The organism is Comamonas sp. w2-DMI (genome assembly GCF_040187735.1).
GTDB classification, from domain to species: domain Bacteria; phylum Pseudomonadota; class Gammaproteobacteria; order Burkholderiales; family Burkholderiaceae_C; genus Comamonas; species Comamonas terrae.
Genome location: NZ_JBANEL010000001.1, coordinates 213603 through 236149, shown reverse-complemented (window position 1 = coordinate 236149; position 22547 = coordinate 213603). Strand labels below are relative to the sequence as shown.

The following is a 22547-nucleotide window of genomic DNA, read 5'->3' as shown; positions in this document are numbered from 1 at the left end:
AACAACTTAGGAAATTACTCTTCGGAGGTTTGTACGCTCTTGGGAGGGCGCCCGGCCCGCTGGCGCTTCACGCGCCGCTCGGTTTGCTGTTGCAATTTTTCAATGAATGCCTCGTCCCCAAGGGCCCAGCCGCGCATCGCCGCGTGGCTGATGCGCTCCTGGTCGCTGCTGGCCAGACCCGCTTCCACTGCCTGGGCATAGGCGGCATCGCGCGCGAACGGCGTGTTGCCCAGCGTCCAGAACATCCGGTGTGGACTGACCAGCGCATCGTTGCGCAGGCCGGCATTGGCCCCGTAGCTGGACCAGGGCCAGTCCGCAGCCTTTTGCACCAGGCCCGCACGCACGGGGTTGAGGTCCATGGACACCATGGTGGGAATCAGCCATTCCTCGGCCTGCAGCACCGTGCAGCGGTAGCGCCCTTCCCACAGGGTACCGCTGCGGCCATGGCGGTTGTTGAAATAGCGCACATAGCTGCGCCCCACGGCCTGCATGAGCTGCGGGAGCGCCTCGGCCGTGCGCGGCGTGAGCAGCAGGTGGAAATGGTCGGGCATGAGCACGTAGGCATGCACATCCACATCGAAACGCCGCGCCATCTCGCGCAACAGGTCCAGCATGGTTTGCCGGTCCTGCACATCGATAAAGATCTCCGCGCCGTTGTTGCCGCGCTGGATGACGTGATGCGCCTGGTTGGCGAGGGTGAGGCGGGGCAGACGGGCCATGGGGCAAAAAAGCGCTGTGCAGGTGGAAAAGCGGTGCGGCAATTATGGAGCGCCCGCTCGCACCTGCGCTCCTCGGCCATCGGGCCTCACAGTTGCATGCGCCCCGATGCGCGCAGCAGCTGGCTGATGTGCTGCGTGGCAGCGAGCAGCTGGGGCAGCAGCTGCTCGCGCATCATCTGCACGCTGTTGCGGTTGGCCTGGCCGCTGATGTTGAGCGCGGCCACCGTGCGGCCGGCGCCGTTCTTCACGGGCGCGGCAATCGAGATCAAGCCCTCCTCCAGTTCCTGGTCCACCAGCGCCCAGCCCTGGGCGCGCACTTCGAGGATGCGCTGCAGCAGCTTCTCGTCGTTCTGCTCCGTCAGCGCCGTGAACTGGCGGCGGTCGCGTGCGGCCAGCAGCGCGCGCAGCGATTCGTCGCTCTCGCTGGCCAGCAGCACGCGCCCCATGGAAGTCCAGCAGGCCGGCAGGCGCGAGCCCACGCTCAGGTTGGTGCTCATGATCTTGTGCGTGTGCACGCGCAGCACGTAGACGATTTCGTCGCCGTCGAGCACGGCGGCCGAGCAGGATTCGCGGATCTCGTCGGACAGCCGCTCCATGACGGGCTCGGCCAGGTTCCACAGCGGCGTGGAGCTCAGATAGGCAAAGCCCAGCTCCATGATGCGCGGCGTGAGCTGGTAGTACTTGCCATCGCTCTTCACATAGCCCAGCGTCTGCAGCGTCAGCAAGATGCGGCGCGCACCCGCACGCGTCAGCCCGGTGGCGGCAGCCACCGCGCTCAGCGTCTGTTCAGGCGCCTGGGCGCTGAAGGAGCGTATGACCGCCAGCCCCCGCGCAAAGGACTGGACATAGCCGTCTCCGGGCTTTTGCGCCGGGGCCTGCCCGGTGTCGGCACGGCCACCAAGGGTTTCCACCGATGTGGTTACTACCGTCGATTTCGCAGAGGGGGGATTCATATAATTCTTTCAGCGAACAAATGTTCTTATTACGAACATATTAGCAACAGACGTCCCTCGGGACAACGGTTTATCGGGAATATTCCATGATCGACAAAATTGCCGACACGGTCGCCGAGGCGCTGTCGGGCATTAAGGATGGCGCCACCGTGCTGATTGGCGGCTTCGGCACTTCCGGCAACCCCACGGAACTGATCGACGGCCTGATCGCCCACGGCGCGCGCGAGCTCACGGTGGTCAACAACAATGCCGGCAACGGCGATACCGGCCTGGCCGCCCTGCTCAAGAGCGGCCAGGTGCGCAAAATCATCTGCAGCTTTCCGCGCCAGGTGGACAGCTGGGTGTTCGACGAGCTGTACCGCAGCGGCAAGATCGAGCTGGAACTCGTGCCCCAGGGCAACCTGGCCGAGCGCATGCGCGCCGCCGGCGCCGGCATCGGCGCCTTCTTCTGCCCCACGGCCTACGGCACCGAACTGGCCAAGGGCAAGGAAACGCGGGAGATCGACGGCCGCCAGTACGTGCTGGAATACCCGATCCATGGCGACGTGGCGCTGGTCAAGGCCGAAAAAGGCGACCGCTGGGGCAACCTCACCTACCGCATGGCTGCGCGCAACTTCGGCCCCGTCATGGCCGCGGCCGCCCAATTCACCGTGGCCACGGTGCATGAGATCGTGGAGCTGGGCCAGCTCGACCCCGAAGCCGTGGTCACCCCCGGCATCTACGTGAGCAAGGTGGTCAAGGTGCCCCGCGTGGCCACCCAAGCCGGCGGTTTCAAGAAATGAGCACCCCTGAGCAGCTCGCCGCATCCCTCCGGGGGACGGCGGCCCTTGCCGGCCCTCTCGGCTTGGGCTTCGCCAGTTGCATGCACCAGCCCTCATTGGCGGTCGAAATCAAGGAAAGACTAGTGTGAACAGCTATCAGAAACGCAGCAAGCAGGAACTGGCCCGGCGCGTGGCCCAGGACATCTTCGACGGCGCCTATGTGAACCTGGGCATCGGCATGCCCACGCAGGTGGCCAACTACATTCCCGCAGGGCGCGAAGTCATTCTGCACAGCGAAAACGGCATCCTGGGCATGGGCCCTGCGCCCGCCGAAGGCCAGGAGGACTACGACCTGACCAATGCCGGCAAGCAGCCCGTGACCCTGTTGCCCGGCGGCTGCTACTTTCACCATGCCGATAGCTTCGCGATGATGCGCGGCGGCCACCTCGACATCTCGGTGCTCGGCGCCTTCCAGGTGTCAGCCACCGGCGACCTGGCGAACTGGAGCACCGGCGAGCCCGGCGCCATCCCCGCCGTGGGCGGCGCGATGGACCTGGCCGTGGGCGCCAAGCAGACCTGGGTGATGATGGACCTGATGACCAAGTCCGGCGAATGCAAGGTGGTCCAGGCCTGCAGCTACCCGCTCACCGGGCTGGCCTGCGTCAAGCGCATCTACACCGACCTGTGCTCGCTGGAATGCACGCCGGGCGGCCTGCGCCTGATCGACACCGTGGCCGGCCTCTCGCACGCCGAGTTGGAGCGGATGATCGGCCTGCCGATTCAGCCCGCCACCCCGCAATAAGCACCAGATCGCGCTCCATCGCTTACCCATCAAGCGCTGACCGCTCTCTTTTTTGAATACCCTCCAGGAGACACCATGACCCAAGCCTTCATCTGCGACGCCGTGCGCACTCCCTTCGGCCGCTACGGCGGTTCTCTGGCCGGCGTGCGCACCGACGACCTCGGCGCCGTGCCCATCAAGGCACTGATGGAACGCAATCCCAACGTGGACTGGACCGCCGTGACCGACGTGCTCTACGGCTGTGCCAACCAGGCCGGCGAGGACAACCGCAACGTGGCGCGCATGTCGTCGCTTCTCGCCGGCCTGCCCATCGATGTGCCCGGCGCCACCATCAACCGCCTGTGCGGCTCGGGCCTGGATGCCGTGGGCTCGGCCGCGCGCGCCATCAAGGCCGGCGAAGCCCGCCTGATGATCGCCGGCGGCGTGGAGAGCATGAGCCGTGCGCCCTTCGTCATGCCCAAGGCCGAGAGCGCCTTCAGCCGCAGCAACGCGGTGTACGACACCACCATCGGCTGGCGCTTCGTCAACAAGCTGATGAAGGCCCAGTTCGGCGTGGACTCCATGCCCGAAACCGCCGAGAACGTGGCCGACGACTTCAGGATCGAGCGCGAAGCCCAGGACCGCATGGCCCTGGCCTCGCAGCAGAAGGCCGCCGCCGCCATTGCCGCCGGCTACCTGGCCAAGGAGATCGTGCCCGTGTCCATCGCCCAGAAGAAGGGTGACCCCATCGTCGTGAGCCAGGACGAGCATCCGCGCGCCACCACCATCGAGGCGCTGGCCAAGCTCAAGGGCGTGGTGCGGCCTGACGGCACGGTCACGGCCGGCAACGCCAGCGGCGTGAACGACGGCGCCTGCGCGCTGCTGCTGGCCAACGAGGAAGCCGCCAGGCAGTACGGCCTCACGCCGCGTGCCCGCGTAGTCGGCATGGCCACGGCCGGCGTGGCGCCGCGCATCATGGGCTTCGGGCCCGCACCGGCCGTGCGCAAGGTGCTGCAGCTGACCGGCCTGACCCTGGACCAGATGGACGTGATCGAACTGAACGAAGCCTTCGCCGCCCAGGGCCTGGCCGTGCTGCGCGACCTCGGCATCGCCGACGACGACCGCCGCGTCAACCAGTGGGGCGGCGCAATCGCGCTGGGCCATCCGCTGGGCGCCTCGGGCGCGCGCCTGGCCACCACGGCCGTGAACCAGCTGCACACGCTGGGCGGCCGCTATGCGCTGTGCACCATGTGCATCGGCGTGGGCCAGGGCATCGCCGTGGTTCTCGAAAAAATCTGATCCATCCATAGAACAAAAAGGCAGGCATTGCGCTTGGCGGTGCCTGCCGCTCCGGAGACTTCCATGCCCGCATCCCCCACCTTCACCCGCCGCCGCAGCCTGCAGGCCATCGCAGCCGCCTCCATGGCCGCGCTGGGCGCCCTGGCCAGCCCCGCCGCCCAGGCCCAGGGCAGCTTTCCGAACAAGCCCATCACCATCATCGTGCCGTTCTCGGCCGGCGGCACGACCGACATCCTGGCGCGCATCATGAGCCAGGGCCTGACGGCCGAGCTGGGCCAGCCCGTGGTGGTGGACAACAAGCCCGGCGCGGGCGGCAACATCGGCGCCGCGCTGGCGGCCAAATCCCAGGCCGATGGCTACACCCTGTTCATGGGTACCGTCGGCACACATGCCATCAACCAGGCGCTGTACAAGAAGCTGCCCTATGACCCGGTGCAGGACTTCGTGCCGCTCACGCGCGTTGCCACCGTGCCCAATCTGCTGGTCGCCCATCCCAGCCAGCCGTTCAAGACCGTCAAGGAGCTGATCGCCTATGCCAAGGCCCATCCCGGCAAGGTGACCTATGGCTCGCCCGGCGCCGGCGCATCGCCCCACGTCTCGGGGGAGCTGTTTCGCAGCATGACCGGCACCGACCTGCTGCATGTGCCCTACAAGGGCAGCGCGCCCGCCATGACCGACCTGCTGGGCAACCAGATCGCCATCATGTTCGACAACCTGCCCTCGGCCATCCAGCATGTGCGCTCGGGCAAGCTGCGCCCCATCGCCATCACCACGGCCAAGCGTTCGCCCGAGCTGCCCGAGGTGCCAACGATTGCCGAGGCCGGCGTTCCCGGCTACGAGGCCACCTCCTGGTTCGGCCTGTGGGCACCGGCCAAGACGCCGGCCGACGTGCAGGCCAGGCTGTATGCGGCCATCGTCAAGGTGCTCAAGGACCCTGCCGTGGTCAAGAAGATCACCGAACAGGGCGGCGATGTCGTCATCGACACCCAGGCCGGCTTTGCGGCCTACATCAAGGCCGAATCGGCCAAATGGGGCAAGGTGGTCAAGGACTCCGGGGCGCAGATTTGACGCTCTGAACTGCTGCGCGTCGGCGACTGGGGCAGCACCAGTTCCTTTTCGCAGGAGTCGACACAGCCCAGCCCAGAGACACCGAGGAAGGGCCGCAGCGCACCGAGGGTGTCGTCTCCCTCCCGCAAAGCGAGAGAGGGGGAAGGCGCGAAGCCACTCAGGGGGTGGTCATCTCAGTCCAGCAGATCGGAATAGTCGCCCCTGTCGTAGCCCTCGATGGACTTCCAGGGCTGGGCCAGCGGGCCCGGCAGGCGCGTGGCCGTGACCACGATGCGTTCGATGCCATGGGCATCGCCACGCTCCACGCGGCGCGCGAACTGGTTGGCGAGGTCCCAGTCAACCACCGTGGTCTGCTCGCCGGCCACGCTCTTGTAGCGCTGCACGCCGCCCTGGGGCTTGCCCACGCGCTCCATGCCCTGCAGCGCCGCGGGCGGCACGATCCAGTATGCGTTCTCGAACGAGCCGCCATAGCCCACGTTGCCGTGATGCGCCTCGTCCACCGAGATCACGCGGCGCAGCTTGGCCAGCACCACCTCCACCGAGACCTTGCCGTCCTCGGCGCGGCGCAGCGACAGCGGCGCGGCACGCGCCTCGTCATGCGCATGGCCGGCATGCGGACCGTGCGCATGCTCGTGGCCGTGGGCCTGGCTCTGGCGCAGCGCGGCCGGCAGTTCGCGCTCTATCCACAGCTGGCCCTTGCGGCGGTAGACCCTATTGCTATAGACGCTGCTGCGCTGCACGCCGTCGCTGCCCACGCTCATGGCCTCGTAGGTGATGCGCAGGTCGGCGTCCGGCGTGGCCTGCACTGCGGCCGTGGTGCGCGCCGCAGCGTCCGCGGCCTTGGAGGAGGTGGCGGCCGGGACAGCCGAGGCAGCCGCCGAGCCCGCGGGCTGCGCTGCGGCAGGCAAGCCTGCCATGGCGCTGGCGAGCCAGGCTACGGCGATCCAGCCAGCGGACAGGGGACGGGGGGGGGAATACCGAAGAAGTCATGGAGGGCAAGTCACGGGTGGCCAATCAAAGGCCTGGCAGATGCGAAAAAACCGGTGCCGGGCGCAAGCGCCACGGCTCCGGTTGCGAAGGAAGAAGAAAATCACAGGCCCGCGGCTTCCCTGACCTTGCTGAACACCTTGGTGTTGTCCATGGTGCCCTTGAAGATCCTGGCGCCCGCGCCGCCGGCGAACAGCATCACGTCGCCGCCGCCATGGGTTTCGGAGCCGGGCGTGCCCAGGTTGATGCCCACTTCCTGCAGGAAGTTGTCATCGGTGGTGTCCACAGCCGTCAGGTCGTCGCGCGAGGCGCCACGGGCCGGTGCGATCCAGGGCTTGTTGCCGTCCTCGGCATTGACCTGGCTGGATGCCGAGGCGTTGGGACGCCCGCCGTTGCCGAAGACCAGCGTGGTATAGGGCTTGCCGTCGCCGGCCTTGGCCATCCGGCCGCTCTGGTAGTCGGCCACCTTGCCCAGGATGGGATTGCCCAGCTTGGAGTAGCCGTTGAACACCATGTTGTGGTCGTGGTCGGCCGTGACCACGATCAGCGTGTTCTTCAGGCCCGGGTCCTTTTTCTCCATATAGGCCATGGCGGTCTCGATGGCCTTGTCGAAGGCCAGCGTGTCTTCGAGCGCGCGCTTGGCATTGGTGCCGTGCAGGGCGTGGTCGATGCGGCCGCCCTCGACCATCAGGAAAAAGCCCTTGCTGTTGCGGCTCACCACATCCAGCGCCTTGGTCGTCATGTCGGCCAGGCTGGGCTCGTCCTTGCCCTGCTTGACGCGGTCCAGCTCATAGGACATTTCGCTCTGCGTGAACAGGCCCAGCAGCTTGTCGACCTTGGTCGCGTCCAATGCGGCCAGCTTGCTGCCGGTATCCACATAGGCATAGCCCTTGGCCTGCATTTCCGCCACCAGATTGCGCGTATCGCTGCGCTTGCTGGACGGATTGACGGCCTTGGGCAGGTAGTTGCGCTGGCCACCGCCCATCAGCACGTCGACGCCCGCGGTCACGGACTGCTCGGCAATGGTGTTGTAGCCGTTGCGGTTGCAGATATGGGCATAGGTGGCGGCAGGCGTGGCATGGCCGACGCGCGTCGTGGAGACGGCGCCGACCGAACGGCCCTGGCCCTTGGCCAGCTCCAGCAGCGTCTGCGCAGGCTGGCCGTTGCCGGCCGGGCAGGTCGTGTCCTCGCCATTGATGTACTGCTTGCCGCTGCCGTCGACCGCCGAGGTATCGGACGACATGGAGATGACTTCGTTGTTCATCTTCACGCCGGTCATGTAGGCCGACATGGAAGGCGCGCTGTCCGTGGTCTGGCCGTCGTGCGAGAAGGTCTTGATGCGCGCGGCATAGGCCAGGGACTGCATCTGCAGCTTGGCGTATTCGCTGCTCTTGAGCGAGCCGGGCTGGGCCGCCAGCTGCTTTTCGCCCTTGTAGATGCGCGCTGCCGTGACGGTGACGGGGCCCATGCCGTCGCCCAGGAAGAAGATCACGTTCTTGGCCTCGCCGGCCGCATGGGCGGCCGGCGCCAGCACGGCCAGCGATGCAAAGACCGCCAGTGCGAAAGTTGTCTTGCGGAAAATCGGGTGCATTTGGAATTCCTTGGATGCGGTCTTGACAAGGCGCGGCATCACAGGCCGATGCTCTTCTTGATGAGGCGGAACACGTCGGTGTTGTCGATCACGCCGGAGAAGTTCTCGGCCCCCAGGCCCTGGGCCCCCAGGAACACGTCGGCACCGCCATGGGTCTCGGAAGCCAGGGGCACCACGGCCTCCTGCAGGTAATCGGGGCTCTCCAGCGAAGCGCTGTCGATGGGTCCGCGCACATCCTTGCGGCCGGGGCCGTTGCCGAAGCCGATGATGGTGTAGGGGTTGCCGTCCACATCCTTGGAAGGCTGGCCCGTCACATAGTCGTTGACCAAGCCCAGGATGCCGGGCTTGCCGGGCTCGGTCTTGCCGGTGATCTTGGCGTAGCCGTTGAGGTTCAGCGTATGGTCGTGGTCGGCGGTGACGACGATCAGCGTGTTCTTCAGGCCCGGATCGACCTTCTGCATCTTGTCCAGCGCCGTGCGGATGGCATTGTCGAAGGCCACGGTGTCCTGCAGCGCGCGGCGGGCATTGGTGGCGTGCAGCGCATGGTCGATGCGCCCGCCCTCCACCATCAGGAAAAAGCCCTTTTTCCTCGCGGCCAGCGCATCGATGGCCTTGCCGGTCATCTCGGCCAGGCTGGGTTCCTTGGACGCGTCGCGGTCCAGGTCATAGGACATGTGGTCCTTGGTGAACAGGCCGGCGATCTTGGTGCTGCCGTCCACGGGCAGCTTGTCGAATTCGGCCTTGTTCGCGGCAAAGCCGTATTTCTGCGCCTTGAATTCGGCGATCAGGTTGCGCTTGTCGTTGCGGCGGCCGCCGTCTTCCTTGGGCGTGAAATAGCTGGCGCCGCCGCCGAAGACCACGTCCACGCCGTCGCCTAGCCTGGCGTTGTAGCCGGTGCCACCGGGCACGAGGGCTGCGGCAATGGTGTTCTCGGCGTCGCGGTGGCAGACGTGTGCATAGGTCGCGGCCGGCGTGGCATGCGTGATGCGCGCGGTGGAAACCACGCCCGTGCCGTAGCCGGCCGCCTTCATCTGCTCCAGCAGCGTGGGCACGGCTTCGCCGTTGGAAGACGGGCAGGTGCTGTCGTAGTTGACCTGGTAGGGCCTGCCGTCGGCATCCGTGGCCTTGGTGGCGGCCGTCATGGAGATGACTTCGTTGTTCATCTTCACGCCGGTCATGTAGGCGGCCATCGAAGGCGCGCTGTCGGTCACCTGGGCATCGTTGGAGAAGGTATGCACAAAGGCCGTCTCGGGCAGCTGGTCCATGGTCAGCTCGCCGCTTTCGCCCACGCTGTAGATGCGTGCCGCAGTCATCGTGGTGATGCCCATGCCGTCGCCCAGGAAGAACAACACGTTCTTGCTGGCCACCGGCTGCGGCGTCGGGCCCGGTGCCGGACCGTCGCTGCCACCGCAGGCGCTGAGCAACAGCGACGCGCCGGCCAGTGCACTGCACAACAATTTCTGCTTCATGCGGACTCCCTCGTCAATCGAAGGCCAGCCGCATCCCATATGCAGTGCGCCTCCGTGAATGAATGGGCGCACTGTAGGAAAGCAACGTGTCAGCGCGATGACGATCCGATGACAGATCGCGGCGGCAACGCCATGAAAAAAGGCGCCCCGCGCTCCCCGCTTCGCGGGGTCGCTGCCCCTCCGGGAGGGCGTTTTCATCTTGGGGCGGCGATGAAAAAAGCCCTGCCGCCATCGTTTGCAGCAGGGCTTTGCTATGCATTGCAGAGCATTTGGCGCAGGCTAAAAGCGAATTTCAATACCAAAAAATCATGAACCCATTGATTACCCTGCGCCAGCCGCTCATGTTTTTGCAGCTTCGGCAGGCAGCATGGCAAAGCGGCTGGCCTGCAGCGATTCGATGCCGAACTCCGCCAGCAGCTGGTGCAGCCGCTCGGCCGCGCTGCGCTTTCTGTGGCCGGTATAGCGGGCCACGATGAGCTCGTTCTTCATGCTGTGCTCCCAGCCCACCAGCTCCGTCACCGTGACCTGGTAGCCGCAGGCCTCCAGGTACAGGCAGCGCAGCACGTTGGTGATCTGGCTGCCCATCTCGCGCGTGTGGATGGGATGGCGCCACAGCTCTGCCAGCGGCGTGCGCGACAGGCTCAGCGCCTTGGTCTGGCGCAGGCAGGCCGCCACCTCGGCCTGGCAGCAAGGCACCAGCACCATGGCCTTCGCCTTTTTCTCGAGCCCGAAGGCAATGGCGTCGTCGGTCGCCGTGTCGCAGGCATGCAATGCCGTGACCACGTCGAACTGCGCGGGCATGAAGTCGGCGCGCGCGGATTCGGCCACCGACATGTTGAGGAACTCCATGCGGTCGAACCCCAGGCCGGCCGCCAGCTGCTGCGAGCTTTCCACCAGCGGCGCACGCGTTTCTATGCCGTAGATGCGGCCGCGCCCCAGGTCCTTGAAGAACAGGTCGTAGAGGATGAAGCCCAGATAGGATTTGCCCGCGCCATGGTCGGCCAGCGTGACGGCATGCCCGCCCTCCGACAGCTCCTGCAGAATGGGCGCGATGAACTGGTAGAGGTGGTAGACCTGCTTGAGCTTGCGGCGCGAATCCTGGTTGAGCTTGCCGTCGCGCGTGAGGATGTGCAGCGCCTTGAGCAGCTCGATGCTCTGGCCGGGCTTGAGCTCCAGCTGCGCGGCAACGTCCTGGGCCGCCGGCTTGCCGGCCGGCCTCTTTTCCACCTTGGCCATCAGACGCCCTTCGCTGCGCCGTGGCCGGTGACGGGGCAGCGCGGGCCCACGTCCAGGTCCAGCCAGCCTTCGATGCCGATCTTCTCGAGCACCTCCATGTTGCGCTCGTAGATGGTCTCGGCCTCGGGGAAGGCTTCCACGGCCTTGTCGATGCTGTCCTCGCGCAGCAGGTGCAGCGTGGGATAGGGCGAACGGTTGGTGCAGTTGGTCACGTCGTCCACTTCCGTGCCTTCGAACTGGAACTGCGGATGAAAGGACGCCACCTGCAGAATGCCGCCCAGGTCCAGCTCCTCGACCATGGCATCGGCGATTTCGAGGAAATCGTTGAAGTCCAGGAAGTCCAGCAGCGCCTGCGGCAGGATCAGCAGCGTGGTGTCGCGCTTTTCGGGGTTGGCCTCGGCCAGGGCCTCCAGCTCGCGGTGCAGGTCCTCGGCCACGCCTTCGGCGTCGGTGGCCTCGCTGACCACATAGTGGATCTGGCCCTTGGTGTGCACGCCCTTGGCAAACGGGCACAGGTTCAGGCCGATCACGGCTTTTTCCAGCCAGCGCACCGTATCTGCGATCACGACATCGGGCGGGAAATCCTGGTCGGCAGCGGCGGTAGTGGGTTCAGTCATGGCATGGCCTCCAAAATACAAACGGGGGCTAAGACCAGGTCTTATCCCCCAGAGGTTGCGCACTGGGCGGGAAAAGTCCGGCTCGGGTACACAGGGCGCCTATTCTAGCGATGCAGGCCGCCCGGCGCTCGCCTCGCGCCATATCCACGGACGGTCCGTTCAGGCATTGCCCAGCAGGCGCAGACCCGTGATGCGCTCGTGCTCGCGCGCCGCATAGCGGTCCGTCATGCCGGCGATGAAGTCGGCCACCACGCGCGCCCGGGCGCTCAGGCCGTCGGCCTGCAGCGCGCGCTGCACAAAGCGCGGCTTCATGCACTCCGGCTCGACCATGTAGGCCGCGAACAGCTCGCTCACCACCTGCTGCGCCAGGTCCATGGTCTGCATGACCTGGGGGTGGCGGTAGAGATGGCGGAACAGGAACTGCTTGAGCTGCTGGGAGCCGGCCCTCATCTCCTCGCTGAAGCCGATGAGCACCCGCCCGCAGCCGCGCACATCGGCCACGCTCCGCACGGCCGCGGCAGCCAGTTGCGCGCGCGAGGTGTCGATCACGTCGTAGACCTGGTCGCTGAGCATGCGGCGTATGCTTTCATAGAGCAGGCGCCGGTCGGCGTGCGGCTGCATCAGTCCGGGATAATCCGCCAGAGTGGCATCGTGGTAGCGTGCAAACAGGGGCACGGCCTCGCAGAGCTGGCCCATGGTGATCAGGCCCGAGCGCACGCCGTCGTCCACGTCATGGGCGTTGTAGGCAATCGCATCGGCCAGGTTGCACAGCTGGGCTTCCAGCGAGGGCTGGGTACCGTCGAGAAAGCGCCGGGCCACGCCCTCGGGCTCGCGCGCCTCGATCAGACGCGCATTGGCCGGGGAGCAATGCTTGAGAATGCCCTCGCGGGTCTCGAACGTGAGGTTCAGCCCGTCGAACTGCGGATAGCGCTCCTCCAGCCTGTCGACCACGCGCAGGCTCTGCAGGTTGTGCTCGAAGCCGCCGTGCGGCTTCATGCATTCGTTGAGCGCATCCTGGCCCGCATGGCCGAAGGGCGTGTGGCCCAGGTCATGGGCCAGGCAGATGGCCTCCACCAGATCCTCTTCCAGCCCGAGCGAGCGCGCGATGGAGCGCCCCAGTTGCGCCACTTCCAGCGAGTGCGTGAGCCGCGTGCGGAACAGGTCGCCCTCATGGTTCACGAACACCTGGGTCTTGTAGACCAGGCGCCGGAACGCCGAGGAATGCACGATGCGGTCGCGGTCCCTCTGGAAATCGCTGCGCGTGGGCGCCGCCGCTTCGGGAAACCTGCGCCCCCGGCTCTGTGCCGGATCGCAGGCGTAGGAGGCCAGAGTCTGCATTCACTCCCCTCGACAAATCGATGGAACGACTCTAACAGCTCAATCCGGCATCAGGCGCAGCAGGCGTCGATGACTTCGCGCACCAGCGCATCGGGGGCCGCTCGCACCACGGCCTTGCCGGGGCCGTCGATCAGCACGAAGCGGATCTCACCGGCCTCGGACTTCTTGTCCACTCGCATCAGCTCCAGATAGCGGCCGGCATTGTCATTTGCATCGATCACGGCGCCGCGCACGGGCAGGCCGGCACGTTCGATCAGCATGCGCAGGCGGGCGGCAAAGGCTTCATCGACCAGGCCCAGGCGCCTGGACAGCTCCGCCGCCATCACCATGCCCGCGGCCACGCCCTCGCCGTGCAGCCAGTGGCCGTAGCCCATGCCGGCCTCCATGGCATGGCCGAAGGTATGGCCGAAATTGAGCACGGCGCGCAGACCCGCCTCCTTTTCGTCCTGGCCCACCACCCATGCCTTGATTTCCACGCTGCGCTTGACGGCATGGGCCAGCGCTGCCCGGTCGCGCCGGCGCAGCGCATCGACGTTCTGCTCCAGCCAGGAAAAGAATTCCATGTCGGCAATCGGTCCGTACTTGATGACCTCGGCCAGGCCCGCGCTGAGCTCGCGCGCGGGCAGCGTATCCAGCGTCGCCAGGTCGCACACCACCAGCTGGGGCTGGTAGAAGGCACCGATCATGTTCTTGCCCAGCGGGTGGTTGATGGCTGTCTTGCCGCCCACCGAAGAATCCACCTGGGACAGCAAGGTGGTCGGCACCTGGACAAAGGGCACGCCGCGCATGTAGCTGGCCGCGGCAAAGCCCGTCATGTCGCCGACCACGCCGCCGCCCAGCGCGAACAGCACGGTCTTGCGGTCGCAGCCATGGGCCAGCAGGGCGTCGAAGATCAGGTTCAGCGTCTGCCAGTCCTTGTGCGCCTCGCCGTCGGGCAGGACGACCGCATGGACCTGCGCATACCGCAAGCTCAGCGTCCTGCGCAGCTTTTCCAGGTACAGGGGAGCCACCACGTCATTGGTCACGATCAGGGCCGCCGCGGCCTTGGGCAGGTGCTGCCAGGTCGCGCCCTGTTCCAGCAGGTCCTGCGCTATCAAGATGGGGTAGCTGCGCTCACCCAGGTCAATCCGTACCGTTTCCATCACGTCATCCTTATCTAGCGTTCATTCAAGGCGCTGCGCACCGACGGGCACCGCCCAAACCAGGGACACCTCGCGGCGAGGACGTCGTCCCGTTATACGTCGCCCCTCAGAGAAGCCGCGCAGCGGCTCAGGGGGGAGTGAGTTCCACCTGCATGGCGACCCGCTGCGCCACCTGGGTGGCAGACAGGCCGTTGCCTGCCACCACGAAGTCGGCCACCTCCCGGTACAAGGGGTCGCGCTGGACATGCAGGTCCAGCAGGCGCTGCAGCGGATTGCCCACCTGCAGCAAGGGCCGTTGCGTGTCGCGCTGCAGCCGCCGCGCGATCTCGTGCGGAGAGGCGCTCAGGTAGACCACCGTGGAATGGGCGCGCAACTGCTCCCGGTTGGCAGGCTTGAGCACCGCGCCGCCGCCTGTCGCCACCACCGTCTTCTCGGGCCGCGCCAGCAGGCGGGCCAGCACTTCCGCTTCCACTTCGCGAAAGCGTTCCTCGCCCTCGGTGGCAAAGAAATCGCGAATGGCGCAGCCGATCTGCTCCTCGATGGCGACGTCCACGTCGACATAGCCCATCGACCAGCGCCTTGCCAGATAACGCCCGATCGTGGTCTTGCCCGAACCCGGAAGCCCCACCAGGGAAATATGTTTCTCAAACACCTGTGTCATCGCCCAAACCTTGCAGCTGCCGCCCGTCTCGCCAAAGAACGCCAATCTTCTCACGTTGCAGATGCAAAAAGGGTCTGCATGAAGTTCATGCAGACCCTACCGCCATGAAAGAAACGGTGTCAGTTGTTGGCCGTACGCAGCTGGTTGAGCATTTTCGGCGTGATGAACACCAGCATTTCGCGCTTGGTGGACGCCTTGGTGTTGTTCTTGAACAGATGGCCCAGCACGGGAATGTCGCCCAGCATGGGCACCTTGTTGACCTGGTTGGTTTCTTCCATCTCGAAGATGCCGCCGATCACCACGGTGCCGCCGTTCTCGACCAGCACCTGGGTCTTGATGTGCTTGGTATCGATGGCCACGCCCTGGGTCGTGGTCTCGCCCCGGCTGTCCTTGTTCACGTCCAGATCGAGAATGATGTCGCCCTCGGGCGTGATCTGCGGCGTCACTTCAAGCTTGAGCACGGCCTTCTTGAAGGAGATCGTGGTGGCGCCGTTGGGAGCCGTCACCGAATAGGGGTACTCCGTACCCTGTTCGATCAGAGCCTTGTTCTGGTCGGCCGTGACCAGGCGCGGGTTGGAAACGACCTTACCTTCGCCATCCGCCTCCATGGCGGAAAGCTCCAGCGAAAGAAAGCGTGTTGCCGTGCTGTTGAATACACTGAACGCAAGCTGTCCAACCGAAGCCACGCCAGGCACACTGGCCGGCAGATTGACAAAATTCTTGCTGAAATCCGTCTCAAATGTATTGGTGACCATGCCTGTTGTTTGGTCAACCTTGAATTCCTTTCGGTTGACGATGCCGGTGGAAATCTGATTCCTGGAGTTAAGGGCTCCACCGCCAAGCCGCACCCCCAACGATTTACCAAAACTGTCACGGGCTTCCACGATGCGTGCCTCGATCATCACCTGGCGCACCGGCACATCCAGCGTCGCCAGCAAGGCTTTCAGTTCCTCCAGCTTGGTACCCGTATCGGTGACGAACAGCTGGTTCGTGCGGGGTTCGGCAATGGCCGACCCGCGCTGGGAGAGAAAGCGAGCACTCTGCCCTGCCGTACCGCCCCCGCCGCTCGAAGTGGTGAGCTGCTGCAGGATATCGGCGGCCTTGGCATAGTTCAGCTGGAAACCCTGGGTGCGCAAGGGCTCCAGCTTCTGGATTTCCATCGCCGCTTCATAGTCGCGCTTGGTGCGGGCATCGATTTCATCCTTGGGCGCAATCCACAGCACGGAGCCCGACTTGCGCATTCCCAGGCCCTTGGCATCCATGATGATCTGCAGCGCCTGGTCCCAGGGCACATCCTTGAGCCGCAGCGTCAACGCCCCCGTGACCGTGTCGGAAGTGACGATATTGAAGTTGGTGAAATCCGCAATCACCTGCAGCAGGGCGCGGACCTCGATATTCTGGAAATTCAGCGAAAGCTTTTCGCCGCTGTATCCGGGCCCCTGGGTCAGCTTGCTGGTGTCCACCTTCTTCTGGCGGATCTCGAGCACGAACTGGTTGTCGCTCTGGTAGGCGCTGTGTTCCCAGTCCCCGACGGCATCCACTCGCATGCGCACACGGTCGCCCTGCTGGGTGGTCGAAATGGCCTGTACCGGCGTGCCGAAATCGGCCACATCCAGCTTTCGGCGCAGGTTCTCCGGGAGGGAGCTGCGCAGGAAGTCCACGACCAGTCCCTTGCCCTCCTGGCGCAGATCGACGCCCACCTGGCTGTTGCTCAGTCCGATGACGACTCGGCCCGAACCGTCGCTGCCGCGGCGGAAGTCCACGTCACGGATCGGAGCCACATCGCTGGATGCGGATTTGCTTTCAAAGATCTTGGATGCCGCCGTATTGCCGGACGGAGCCGCCGCAGCGGCTGGATCCAGCAGTATCAGCAGGGCCTTGCCCTGCCGCTCGGTCCGGTAGGTGGCTGCAGTTTTGAGGTTCAGGACAATGCGCGAGCGCCCCGAGGCTTCCACGATATTCGCGGAGCGCAGATTGCCGTGGTTGAAGTCGACCACGGATTTGCCGGTGCCGTTCGTGACACCGGGAAAATCCAGTGCGATGCGGGCCGGCGACTGGACGACAAATCCCGTGGGGTCTGCAGCCAGAGGTTCGGAAAAATCGACACGGATGACCTCGGTTCCCGATTGCAGGGAGCCCGACACCGATTCAATGCGGGCCTGAGCCCAGGCCAGCGAACTCAGCAACAAGCCGCCGAGGGCCAGGCCCCAGCGGGCCCTGGCAAGAATGCCATGGTTTGCACCCATCATTTCTTTCCCTCCTGCAACTCCAAAGTACTTGTTCTTTCAATCCAGTCCCCCCCCGCCGTCCTGCACGATTTCCCTCAGCTGGACGGAGTTTTCGGAGATCCGGACGATTTTTCCGTAGTTCTGCCCCAGGTAATTGCCCGTGCGGACCTGGTACAGCAGATTTCCCACCTTGATCAGGGCCGTGGGGACGCCTTTCTTGTCCAGGCTACCCACCATCGTCATCGCATCCAGCGGCTCCGCCTCCAGGGGCTCCTTGCGGCGGCTGAGCTCCGGCGCGATCAGGCTGGTGTTGGCGTTGGACTGCGCCGATTCGCGCCTGAGCACCTGCAGCAGCTTGAACGGATTGAACGGATCCATGCCTGCGCCTTCGGTATAGGCCTGGGGCTTGAAGGGCTTGGGCTCCTCCAGCGGCGTGACCCGGGGCTTGGCATTGGCCCGTTCCTGCGCCATCCAGGAGCGCAGCTCATCCTCTTCCGAGGAAAGGCAGCCTGCCAGCAGCAGGCAGCCCGCCATTGCCGTCACCCACGCAAAAGGCAATCGCTTCATTTCTTGCCCTTTCCGGCTGCCGCCGCACGCTGCGCCTGTATTTCATCCGCATCCAGGTAGCGGAACGTGCGGGCAGTGGCATCCATGGTCAGGATGTCGCCGTCCTTGGCACTGGGCACGATGGATACATTGTTCAAGGTCACGATCCGGGAGAGGAACGCCACATCGGACGCGAAGGCGCCGATATCGTGGTAGCGGCCCGTCACCTTCAAGGCGATCGGCAGCTCGGCGTAATACTCCTTGGTCACCATCGAGCCCGGGCGGAATACCTCGAACTGCAGGCTGCGGCCCAGGCCGGCCTGGTTGATATCGGACAGCAGCGCGGCCATCTCGGCCTTGCTGGGCAACTGCTTTTCCAGCTGGGTCACATACTGCTCCACCTGCTCGCGCTGCTTTTTCAGGGCGTCCAGGCTCACCGCCTTGGTCAGCTTGGTCTGGAAATCCTGGCGCAGGCTCACCTCGGTGTTCTGCTCCTGCTCCAGCTCTTCCTGATAGTCCTTGAGCATCGCAAACCACAGCAGCGCCGCCACGGCGACCGCCACAGCGATATAGAGCAGCGATTTGGGCAGCGCAGGCCAGACCGACGGATCATTCGGATCGAGGTTCCTGAACTGGCGCTGCATCTTTTCCTGCAGCGCAGAGAAATCAAGGTTCAATGACTTCTTCTTGGCCATCATTTCGCCTTCACGGAAGAGTTGGCCGCTGCCAGGTTTTTCTCTGCATCGCTGGCGCGCGTCAGATTGACGCGCAAGGTGAATGCCGCCGCCCTGCGCTTTTCCTTGGCCGTCACGTCCACGGTCTTGGCCACGATTTCCTGAAGCTCCGGCTTGGAGAACCAGGGCGTTCCTTCGGACAGATTGCGCAGCACTTCCGAAATGCGCTCGTTGGACTGGGCCGTGCCCTGCATGGTGACCACCAGCCCCTCCTGCTTGATGCTGGTGATGTAGACGCCGTCGGGCAGCTGCTTGACCAGTTCGTTGAGCATGTGGACCGGCAGATTGCGGTCCGACTGCAGGTCTTCCACGGCCTTCTGCCTGGCCCGCAGCGCAGCAATTTCCCCTTCCAGGCCGGCAATCTCCTTGATCTGCGCTTCCAGCACCTTGATCTCGGAGCGCAGCACCTCGTTCCGGGCCTGCTGGTTTTCAATCATGGTCTGGAAATACCAGTAGACCAGCGCTGCAATCAGCAGGCCGGCCAGCGCGGAAAGGAACAGGTTGATGTGAAAAGCTTCCTTGCGGCGCTTTTTCGCAGCCTCCCGGTGAGGCAACAGATTGATCAGGATCACGCTACGAACCTCCGCATCGCCAGGCCGCAGGAGGTGAGATAGGACGGCGCCTCGCGCGCCATCTTCTTCAGGCGCACGCCGCTGCCGATCTCCATGCCGTCAAAAGGATTGACCAGGCTGCACGCAAATCCCGACTGCTGGCTCACCGCTTCGACAAGTCCCGGCAGGGAGGCCGAGCCTCCCGCCATCAGAATGTGATCGACACGGTTGTATGGCGTGCTCGTGAAGAAGAACTGCAATGCGCGCGCCACTTCCTGCGTCAGGCTCTGCACGAAAGGCTTGAGTACGGCGGAAGGGTAGTCGTCCGGCAGGTCGCCGCTGCGTTTCTTGGCTTCTGCCTCCTCGGAGGAAAAGCCGTATTGCCGGGCAATCAGCTGCGTCAGCTGGGCGCCGCCGAACGCCTGGTCGCGGTCATACAGCACCTCGTCATTGCGCATCACCTGCATGCTGGTGGTCATGGCGCCGACTTCGAACAGCGCCACCACCGCATCCCGGCCTTCCCCGGGCAGGCGCCGGATCAGGCGCGACGCGGCCATGCGCGATGCATGGGGCTCGATATCGATCACCACGGGCTTGAGCCCCGCGGCTTCCGCCAAGCCCTGGCGATCCTGCACCTTTTCCCGGCGCGAAGCCGCGATCAGCACATCCACATCGCCGGGCGAACTGGTGGAAGGGCCGATGACACAGAAATCCAGGCTGACCTCGTCCAGCGAGAACGGAATGTACTGGTTGGCCTCCGATTCCACCTGGACTTCCAGCTCCTGCTCGGTCATTCCAGAGGGAAGCGCGATCTTCTTGGTGATCACGGCCGACGCAGGCAGCGCCATGGCCACATTCTTGGTGCGCGTGCCGCTTTTCTTGACCACCCGGCGCACGGCTTCGGCCACTTCGTCGAATTTCTCGATATTGCCATCGGTGATCCAGCCTTTTTCCAAAGGCTCGATGGCGCAGCGCTCCAGCTGCACCTCACCGGATTTGTTCTTGGCCAGCTCCACCAGCTTCACGCTGGAGGAACTGATGTCGATGCCAAGCAGCGGAGCCGGCTGGCGACTGAACAAAGAGCTCACATCCATAGAGATGCTCCCCCCTCTTTTTACTTGTAAATATAGAAACAAAACCTCACACTAGGGCAGCATGCTATCAGCAAGCCATAGGCGTCAATGCATTGAATAAAGGGCGTTTTCTCGGTACCGTGGTCAAAAAAAAGACAGTCTTGCGCCCTGTCAAATGCAACAACTGAAATGTCACTTTTGCATGCATTGCATAGGGTTCGGCCTAGGATGGCCAGCTTTCCCGTAGATGCCGGAGCTGCCAGTCAACCCAGCGCACGCATCGAAAAGGGCGCATTTCTATAATGCGACACCCCTTGTACAGACTGCGAAATGCCGCCATCAGACAACTCCGCTCCCCAAGCCTCCAGGCCTCAGCCCACCTCCAAGAAGCGTATGCACTGGTTTCCCCGCGCCATCCTCTGGCTGGCCGGCATTGCCGTTGCCGCAGCCCTGGCCCTGGTGCTCACGGTGGCTGTCGCCCTGGCCATGGCCTATCCCAATCTGCCCGATGTGTCCGAACTCGCGGACTACCGGCCCAAGCTGCCGCTGCGCATCTACTCGAGCGAAGGCGCGCTGCTGGGCGAATTCGGGGAAGAGCGCCGCACGCTGACACCGATCCAGGACATTCCCAAGGTCATGACCAACGCGGTGCTGGCCATCGAGGACACCCGCTTCTTCGAGCATGGCGGCGTGGACTACAAGGGCATGCTGCGTGCGGCCATTGCCAACCTGGGCCGGGTCAAGAGCCAGGGCGCCTCGACCATCACCATGCAGGTGGCGCGCAATGTGTACCTGTCTTCCGAAAAGACCTTCACGCGCAAGATCTACGAGATTCTGCTGACGTTCAAGCTCGAGCACCTGCTGACCAAGAACCAGATCCTCGAGATCTACATGAACCAGATCTACCTGGGCAACCGCGCCTATGGCTTTGCCGCGGCCTGCGAAGCCTACTTCGGCCACCCGCTCAAGGACATCACGGTGGCCGAGGCCGCCATGCTGGCCGGCCTGCCCAAGGCCCCTTCGGCCTACAACCCGATCAGCAATCCCAAGCGCGCGCGCGTGCGCCAGCTCTACATCATCGACCGCATGGAGGAAAACGGCTTCATCACGGCCGAGCAGGCCAGGCAGGCGCGTGAAGAGCCGCTCAAGATCCGCACCGCCAGCAACAGCACCCGCGTGCATGCCGAATACGTGGCCGAAATGGCGCGCCAGCTGATCTTTGCCCAGTACGGCAACGAAGCCTATACGCGCGGCCTGAACGTCTACACCACGCTCAATGCCGGCGAACAGGAAGCCGCCTACAACGCGCTGCGCAGCGGCATCATGAATTACGAGCGCCGCCAGAAGTACCGCGGCCCGGAAAAGTTCATCGCCCTGCCCACCAACCCGCAGGAACTCGAAGACGCCATCGACGATGCGCTGGCCAACCATCCCGACAACGGCGACGTGATCGCAGCCGTGGTGCTCGATGCCTCGCCCCGCAGGATCATCGCCGCGCGCGCCGACGGCGAACATTTCGAGATCACGGGCGAAGGCCTCAAGCCGGCCGAGTCGGGCCTGAGCCCCAAGGCCCCGCCCAACATCAAGATCCGCCCCGGCGCCATCATCCGTGCGGTCAAGACGCCCAAGGGCACATGGGAGATCACCCAGCTGCCCGAGGTGGAAGGCGCCTTCGTCGCCATGGTGCCGCAGACCGGCGCCATCCGTGCGCTGGTCGGCGGCTTCGACTTCGAAAAGAACAAGTTCAACCACGTCACCCAGGCCTGGCGCCAGCCGGGCTCCAGCTTCAAGCCGTTCATCTACTCGGCAGCGCTGGAAAAGGGCTTCTCGCCGGCCACCATGATCAACGACGCGCCGATCTTCTTCGGCTCGTCGGTCACCGGGGGCCAGCCCTGGGAGCCCAAGAACTACGACGGCCGCTATGACGGCCCCATGACCATGCGCACGGGCCTGAACAAGTCCAAGAACATGATCTCCATCCGCCTGCTGCAGGCCGTCGGGCCCAAGCAGGGACAGGAATGGGCCACGCGCTTCGGCTTCGAGGCCTCCAAGCAGCCGGCCTATCTGACCATGGCCCTGGGCGCCGGCTCCGTGACGCCCTTGCAGATGGCTGCCGGCTACTCGGTATTCGCCAATGGCGGCCACCGCGTCAACCCCTGGCTGATCGCCAAGGTCGTGGACCACAAGGGGCGCATTCTTTCCGAGTTCACGCCCCCGCCGGTCAATGACCTGCCCCAGGCCATCCCGGCGCGCAACGCCTTCGTCATGGACACGCTGCTCAACGACGTGGCCCGCGTGGGCACCGCGGCGCGCGCCCAGGCCACGCTCAAGCGTCCCGACCTCTACGGCAAGACGGGCACGACCAATGACTCCGTGGATGCCTGGTTTGCCGGCTTCCAGCCCACGCTGGCGGCCGTATCCTGGATCGGCTACGACACGCCGCGCAACCTGGGCTCGCGCGAAACCGGCGGCGGCCTGAGCCTGCCGATCTGGATCAGCTTCATGCAGCATGCGCTCAAGGGCGTGCCGGTGGCCGAGATGCCCGTTCCGCCCGGCGTGGTCAGCATGGGCGGCGATTGGTACTACGAGGAAAATGCCCGCAACGGCGGCGTCACCAGCCTGGGCATGGAAGGCAGCGACACCAATGCGGCCGCCGGAGCCACTCCGCCGCCGCCGGCCGAGGAACGCAGCCGCATCCTGGACCTGTTCCGCAACTGATCACGGACAGCCAGATGCAAGAAAGCCTGCTCCCTGCGAGCAGGCTTTTTCATTTTCCGGCCAGACTCCCACGCC

20 protein-coding genes and 1 pseudogene are annotated in these 22547 nt (G+C 64.8%); 6 read left to right on the top strand and 15 right to left on the bottom strand.

All coding sequences use genetic code 11. From position 1 onward, the window contains the following. Positions 1–14: 14 nt before the first annotated feature. Together V8Z74_RS01010 and V8Z74_RS01005 are read right to left on the bottom strand one after the other, a co-directional pair. Positions 15–719: a transposase gene (locus V8Z74_RS01010; protein ID WP_349707469.1), complete on the bottom strand. Its 705-nt coding sequence runs from the start codon at positions 717–719 to the stop codon at positions 15–17. An 86-nt stretch (positions 720–805) separates the two neighbouring features. Then, complete coding sequence (locus V8Z74_RS01005; RefSeq protein ID WP_349707468.1) at positions 806–1672, bottom strand: IclR family transcriptional regulator domain-containing protein; 867 nt, start codon at positions 1670–1672, stop codon at positions 806–808. Between the two features lie 86 nt (positions 1673–1758). Here V8Z74_RS01005 and V8Z74_RS01000 point away from each other — a divergent pair, with 86 nt between their 5' ends. From V8Z74_RS01000 to V8Z74_RS00985, 4 genes are all read left to right on the top strand, one after another. Further along, positions 1759–2454 carry a 3-oxoacid CoA-transferase subunit A gene (locus tag V8Z74_RS01000; protein WP_066473585.1) on the top strand — a complete coding sequence of 232 codons (696 nt, stop codon included), beginning with the start codon at positions 1759–1761 and terminating at the stop codon, positions 2452–2454. 124 nt (positions 2455–2578) lie between these two features. Then, complete coding sequence (locus V8Z74_RS00995) at positions 2579–3235, top strand: 3-oxoacid CoA-transferase subunit B (protein WP_066473590.1); 657 nt, start codon at positions 2579–2581, stop codon at positions 3233–3235. 75 nt (positions 3236–3310) lie between these two features. After that, positions 3311–4513 carry a 3-oxoadipyl-CoA thiolase gene (gene pcaF / locus V8Z74_RS00990; RefSeq protein WP_349707467.1) on the top strand — a complete coding sequence of 401 codons (1203 nt, stop codon included), beginning with the start codon at positions 3311–3313 and terminating at the stop codon, positions 4511–4513. 63 nt (positions 4514–4576) lie between these two features. Continuing rightward, on the top strand, positions 4577–5581 hold the full coding sequence (locus V8Z74_RS00985) for a Bug family tripartite tricarboxylate transporter substrate binding protein (protein ID WP_349707466.1): 1005 nt from the start codon (positions 4577–4579) through the stop codon (positions 5579–5581). Between the two features lie 173 nt (positions 5582–5754). Here V8Z74_RS00985 and V8Z74_RS00980 read toward each other — a convergent pair whose 3' ends face one another. The 3 genes from V8Z74_RS00980 to V8Z74_RS00970 all read right to left on the bottom strand — a co-directional run bounded on the left by V8Z74_RS00980 (position 5755) and on the right by V8Z74_RS00970 (position 9628). After that, the gene (locus V8Z74_RS00980; protein WP_066473600.1) at positions 5755–6498 is read right to left on the bottom strand and encodes a hypothetical protein; all 744 of its coding nucleotides are present in this window, start codon (positions 6496–6498) and stop codon (positions 5755–5757) included. 173 nt (positions 6499–6671) lie between these two features. Then, the gene (locus tag V8Z74_RS00975; protein WP_349707465.1) at positions 6672–8159 is read right to left on the bottom strand and encodes an alkaline phosphatase; all 1488 of its coding nucleotides are present in this window, start codon (positions 8157–8159) and stop codon (positions 6672–6674) included. A 38-nt stretch (positions 8160–8197) separates the two neighbouring features. After that, complete coding sequence (locus V8Z74_RS00970) at positions 8198–9628, bottom strand: alkaline phosphatase (RefSeq protein WP_349707463.1); 1431 nt, start codon at positions 9626–9628, stop codon at positions 8198–8200. Between the two features lie 54 nt (positions 9629–9682). Here V8Z74_RS00970 and V8Z74_RS00965 point away from each other — a divergent pair, with 54 nt between their 5' ends. Then, positions 9683–9940, top strand: coding sequence for a hypothetical protein (locus tag V8Z74_RS00965; RefSeq protein WP_349707462.1), 258 nt, complete (start codon positions 9683–9685; stop codon positions 9938–9940). 27 nt (positions 9941–9967) lie between these two features. Here the strand turns inward: V8Z74_RS00965 and V8Z74_RS00960 are convergent, their stop codons facing one another. From V8Z74_RS00960 to V8Z74_RS00915, 10 genes and pseudogenes are all read right to left on the bottom strand, one after another. Next, positions 9968–10864, bottom strand: coding sequence for a class I SAM-dependent methyltransferase (locus V8Z74_RS00960; RefSeq protein WP_349707461.1), 897 nt, complete (start codon positions 10862–10864; stop codon positions 9968–9970). Continuing rightward, positions 10864–11481 carry a DUF1415 domain-containing protein gene (locus V8Z74_RS00955; protein ID WP_066473607.1) on the bottom strand — a complete coding sequence of 206 codons (618 nt, stop codon included), beginning with the start codon at positions 11479–11481 and terminating at the stop codon, positions 10864–10866. Before V8Z74_RS00955 ends, V8Z74_RS00960 begins: the two co-directional genes overlap by 1 nt. 159 nt (positions 11482–11640) lie before the next feature. Continuing rightward, the gene (locus tag V8Z74_RS00950; protein ID WP_349707460.1) at positions 11641–12819 is read right to left on the bottom strand and encodes a deoxyguanosinetriphosphate triphosphohydrolase; all 1179 of its coding nucleotides are present in this window, start codon (positions 12817–12819) and stop codon (positions 11641–11643) included. Positions 12820–12869: 50 nt separating this feature from the next. Then, complete coding sequence (gene aroB, locus V8Z74_RS00945) at positions 12870–13961, bottom strand: 3-dehydroquinate synthase (protein WP_349707459.1); 1092 nt, start codon at positions 13959–13961, stop codon at positions 12870–12872. Positions 13962–14088: 127 nt separating this feature from the next. Continuing rightward, entirely contained in the window at positions 14089–14622 is a 534-nt protein-coding gene (locus tag V8Z74_RS00940) for a shikimate kinase (RefSeq protein WP_349707458.1), read from the bottom strand. A 119-nt stretch (positions 14623–14741) separates the two neighbouring features. Beyond that, positions 14742–16868: a type IV pilus secretin PilQ gene (locus tag V8Z74_RS00935; RefSeq protein WP_502879422.1), complete on the bottom strand. Its 2127-nt coding sequence runs from the start codon at positions 16866–16868 to the stop codon at positions 14742–14744. Further along, a pseudogene (locus V8Z74_RS00930) lies at positions 16868–17417 on the bottom strand (pilus assembly protein PilP). Before V8Z74_RS00930 ends, V8Z74_RS00935 begins: the two are co-directional and overlap by 1 nt. Continuing rightward, the gene (locus V8Z74_RS00925; protein ID WP_349707805.1) at positions 17414–18091 is read right to left on the bottom strand and encodes a type IV pilus inner membrane component PilO; all 678 of its coding nucleotides are present in this window, start codon (positions 18089–18091) and stop codon (positions 17414–17416) included. Before V8Z74_RS00925 ends, V8Z74_RS00930 begins: the two are co-directional and overlap by 4 nt. Continuing rightward, positions 18091–18702 (bottom strand): PilN domain-containing protein, encoded by a 612-nt coding sequence (locus V8Z74_RS00920; RefSeq protein ID WP_066473622.1) that lies wholly within the window; start codon positions 18700–18702, stop codon positions 18091–18093. The genes V8Z74_RS00925 and V8Z74_RS00920 overlap by 1 nt, the downstream gene beginning before the upstream one ends. After that, the gene (locus tag V8Z74_RS00915; protein WP_066473625.1) at positions 18699–19775 is read right to left on the bottom strand and encodes a pilus assembly protein PilM; all 1077 of its coding nucleotides are present in this window, start codon (positions 19773–19775) and stop codon (positions 18699–18701) included. The genes V8Z74_RS00920 and V8Z74_RS00915 overlap by 4 nt, the downstream gene beginning before the upstream one ends. Before the next feature lie 372 nt (positions 19776–20147). On the opposite strand from V8Z74_RS00915, the gene V8Z74_RS00910 reads away from it, so the two are divergent. After that, positions 20148–22472, top strand: a complete 2325-nt coding sequence (locus V8Z74_RS00910) for a penicillin-binding protein 1A (protein WP_066473627.1) — start codon at positions 20148–20150, stop codon at positions 22470–22472. The last annotated feature ends 75 nt before the right edge of the window (positions 22473–22547 follow it).

Excerpts from the sequence above, each read along its gene's own strand:
- V8Z74_RS00985 (WP_349707466.1), top strand. The coding sequence starts at position 4,577 with ATGCCCGCATCCCCCACCTTCACCCGCCGCCGCAGCCTGCAGGCCATC.
- V8Z74_RS00955 (WP_066473607.1), bottom strand. The coding sequence starts at position 11,481 with ATGACTGAACCCACTACCGCCGCTGCCGACCAGGATTTCCCGCCCGAT.
- V8Z74_RS00935 (WP_502879422.1), bottom strand. The coding sequence starts at position 16,868 with ATGGGTGCAAACCATGGCATTCTTGCCAGGGCCCGCTGGGGCCTGGCC.
- V8Z74_RS00960 (WP_349707461.1), bottom strand. The coding sequence starts at position 10,864 with ATGGCCAAGGTGGAAAAGAGGCCGGCCGGCAAGCCGGCGGCCCAGGAC.
- V8Z74_RS00950 (WP_349707460.1), bottom strand. The coding sequence starts at position 12,819 with ATGCAGACTCTGGCCTCCTACGCCTGCGATCCGGCACAGAGCCGGGGG.
- V8Z74_RS01005 (WP_349707468.1), bottom strand. The coding sequence starts at position 1,672 with ATGAATCCCCCCTCTGCGAAATCGACGGTAGTAACCACATCGGTGGAA.
- V8Z74_RS00915 (WP_066473625.1), bottom strand. The coding sequence starts at position 19,775 with ATGGATGTGAGCTCTTTGTTCAGTCGCCAGCCGGCTCCGCTGCTTGGC.
- aroB (WP_349707459.1), bottom strand. The coding sequence starts at position 13,961 with ATGGAAACGGTACGGATTGACCTGGGTGAGCGCAGCTACCCCATCTTG.
- V8Z74_RS00910 (WP_066473627.1), top strand. The coding sequence starts at position 20,148 with ATGCACTGGTTTCCCCGCGCCATCCTCTGGCTGGCCGGCATTGCCGTT.
- V8Z74_RS00970 (WP_349707463.1), bottom strand. The coding sequence starts at position 9,628 with ATGAAGCAGAAATTGTTGTGCAGTGCACTGGCCGGCGCGTCGCTGTTG.
- V8Z74_RS00940 (WP_349707458.1), bottom strand. The coding sequence starts at position 14,622 with ATGACACAGGTGTTTGAGAAACATATTTCCCTGGTGGGGCTTCCGGGT.
- V8Z74_RS01010 (WP_349707469.1), bottom strand. The coding sequence starts at position 719 with ATGGCCCGTCTGCCCCGCCTCACCCTCGCCAACCAGGCGCATCACGTC.
- V8Z74_RS00980 (WP_066473600.1), bottom strand. The coding sequence starts at position 6,498 with ATGGCAGGCTTGCCTGCCGCAGCGCAGCCCGCGGGCTCGGCGGCTGCC.
- pcaF (WP_349707467.1), top strand. The coding sequence starts at position 3,311 with ATGACCCAAGCCTTCATCTGCGACGCCGTGCGCACTCCCTTCGGCCGC.
- V8Z74_RS01000 (WP_066473585.1), top strand. The coding sequence starts at position 1,759 with ATGATCGACAAAATTGCCGACACGGTCGCCGAGGCGCTGTCGGGCATT.
- V8Z74_RS00975 (WP_349707465.1), bottom strand. The coding sequence starts at position 8,159 with ATGCACCCGATTTTCCGCAAGACAACTTTCGCACTGGCGGTCTTTGCA.
- V8Z74_RS00925 (WP_349707805.1), bottom strand. The coding sequence starts at position 18,091 with ATGGCCAAGAAGAAGTCATTGAACCTTGATTTCTCTGCGCTGCAGGAA.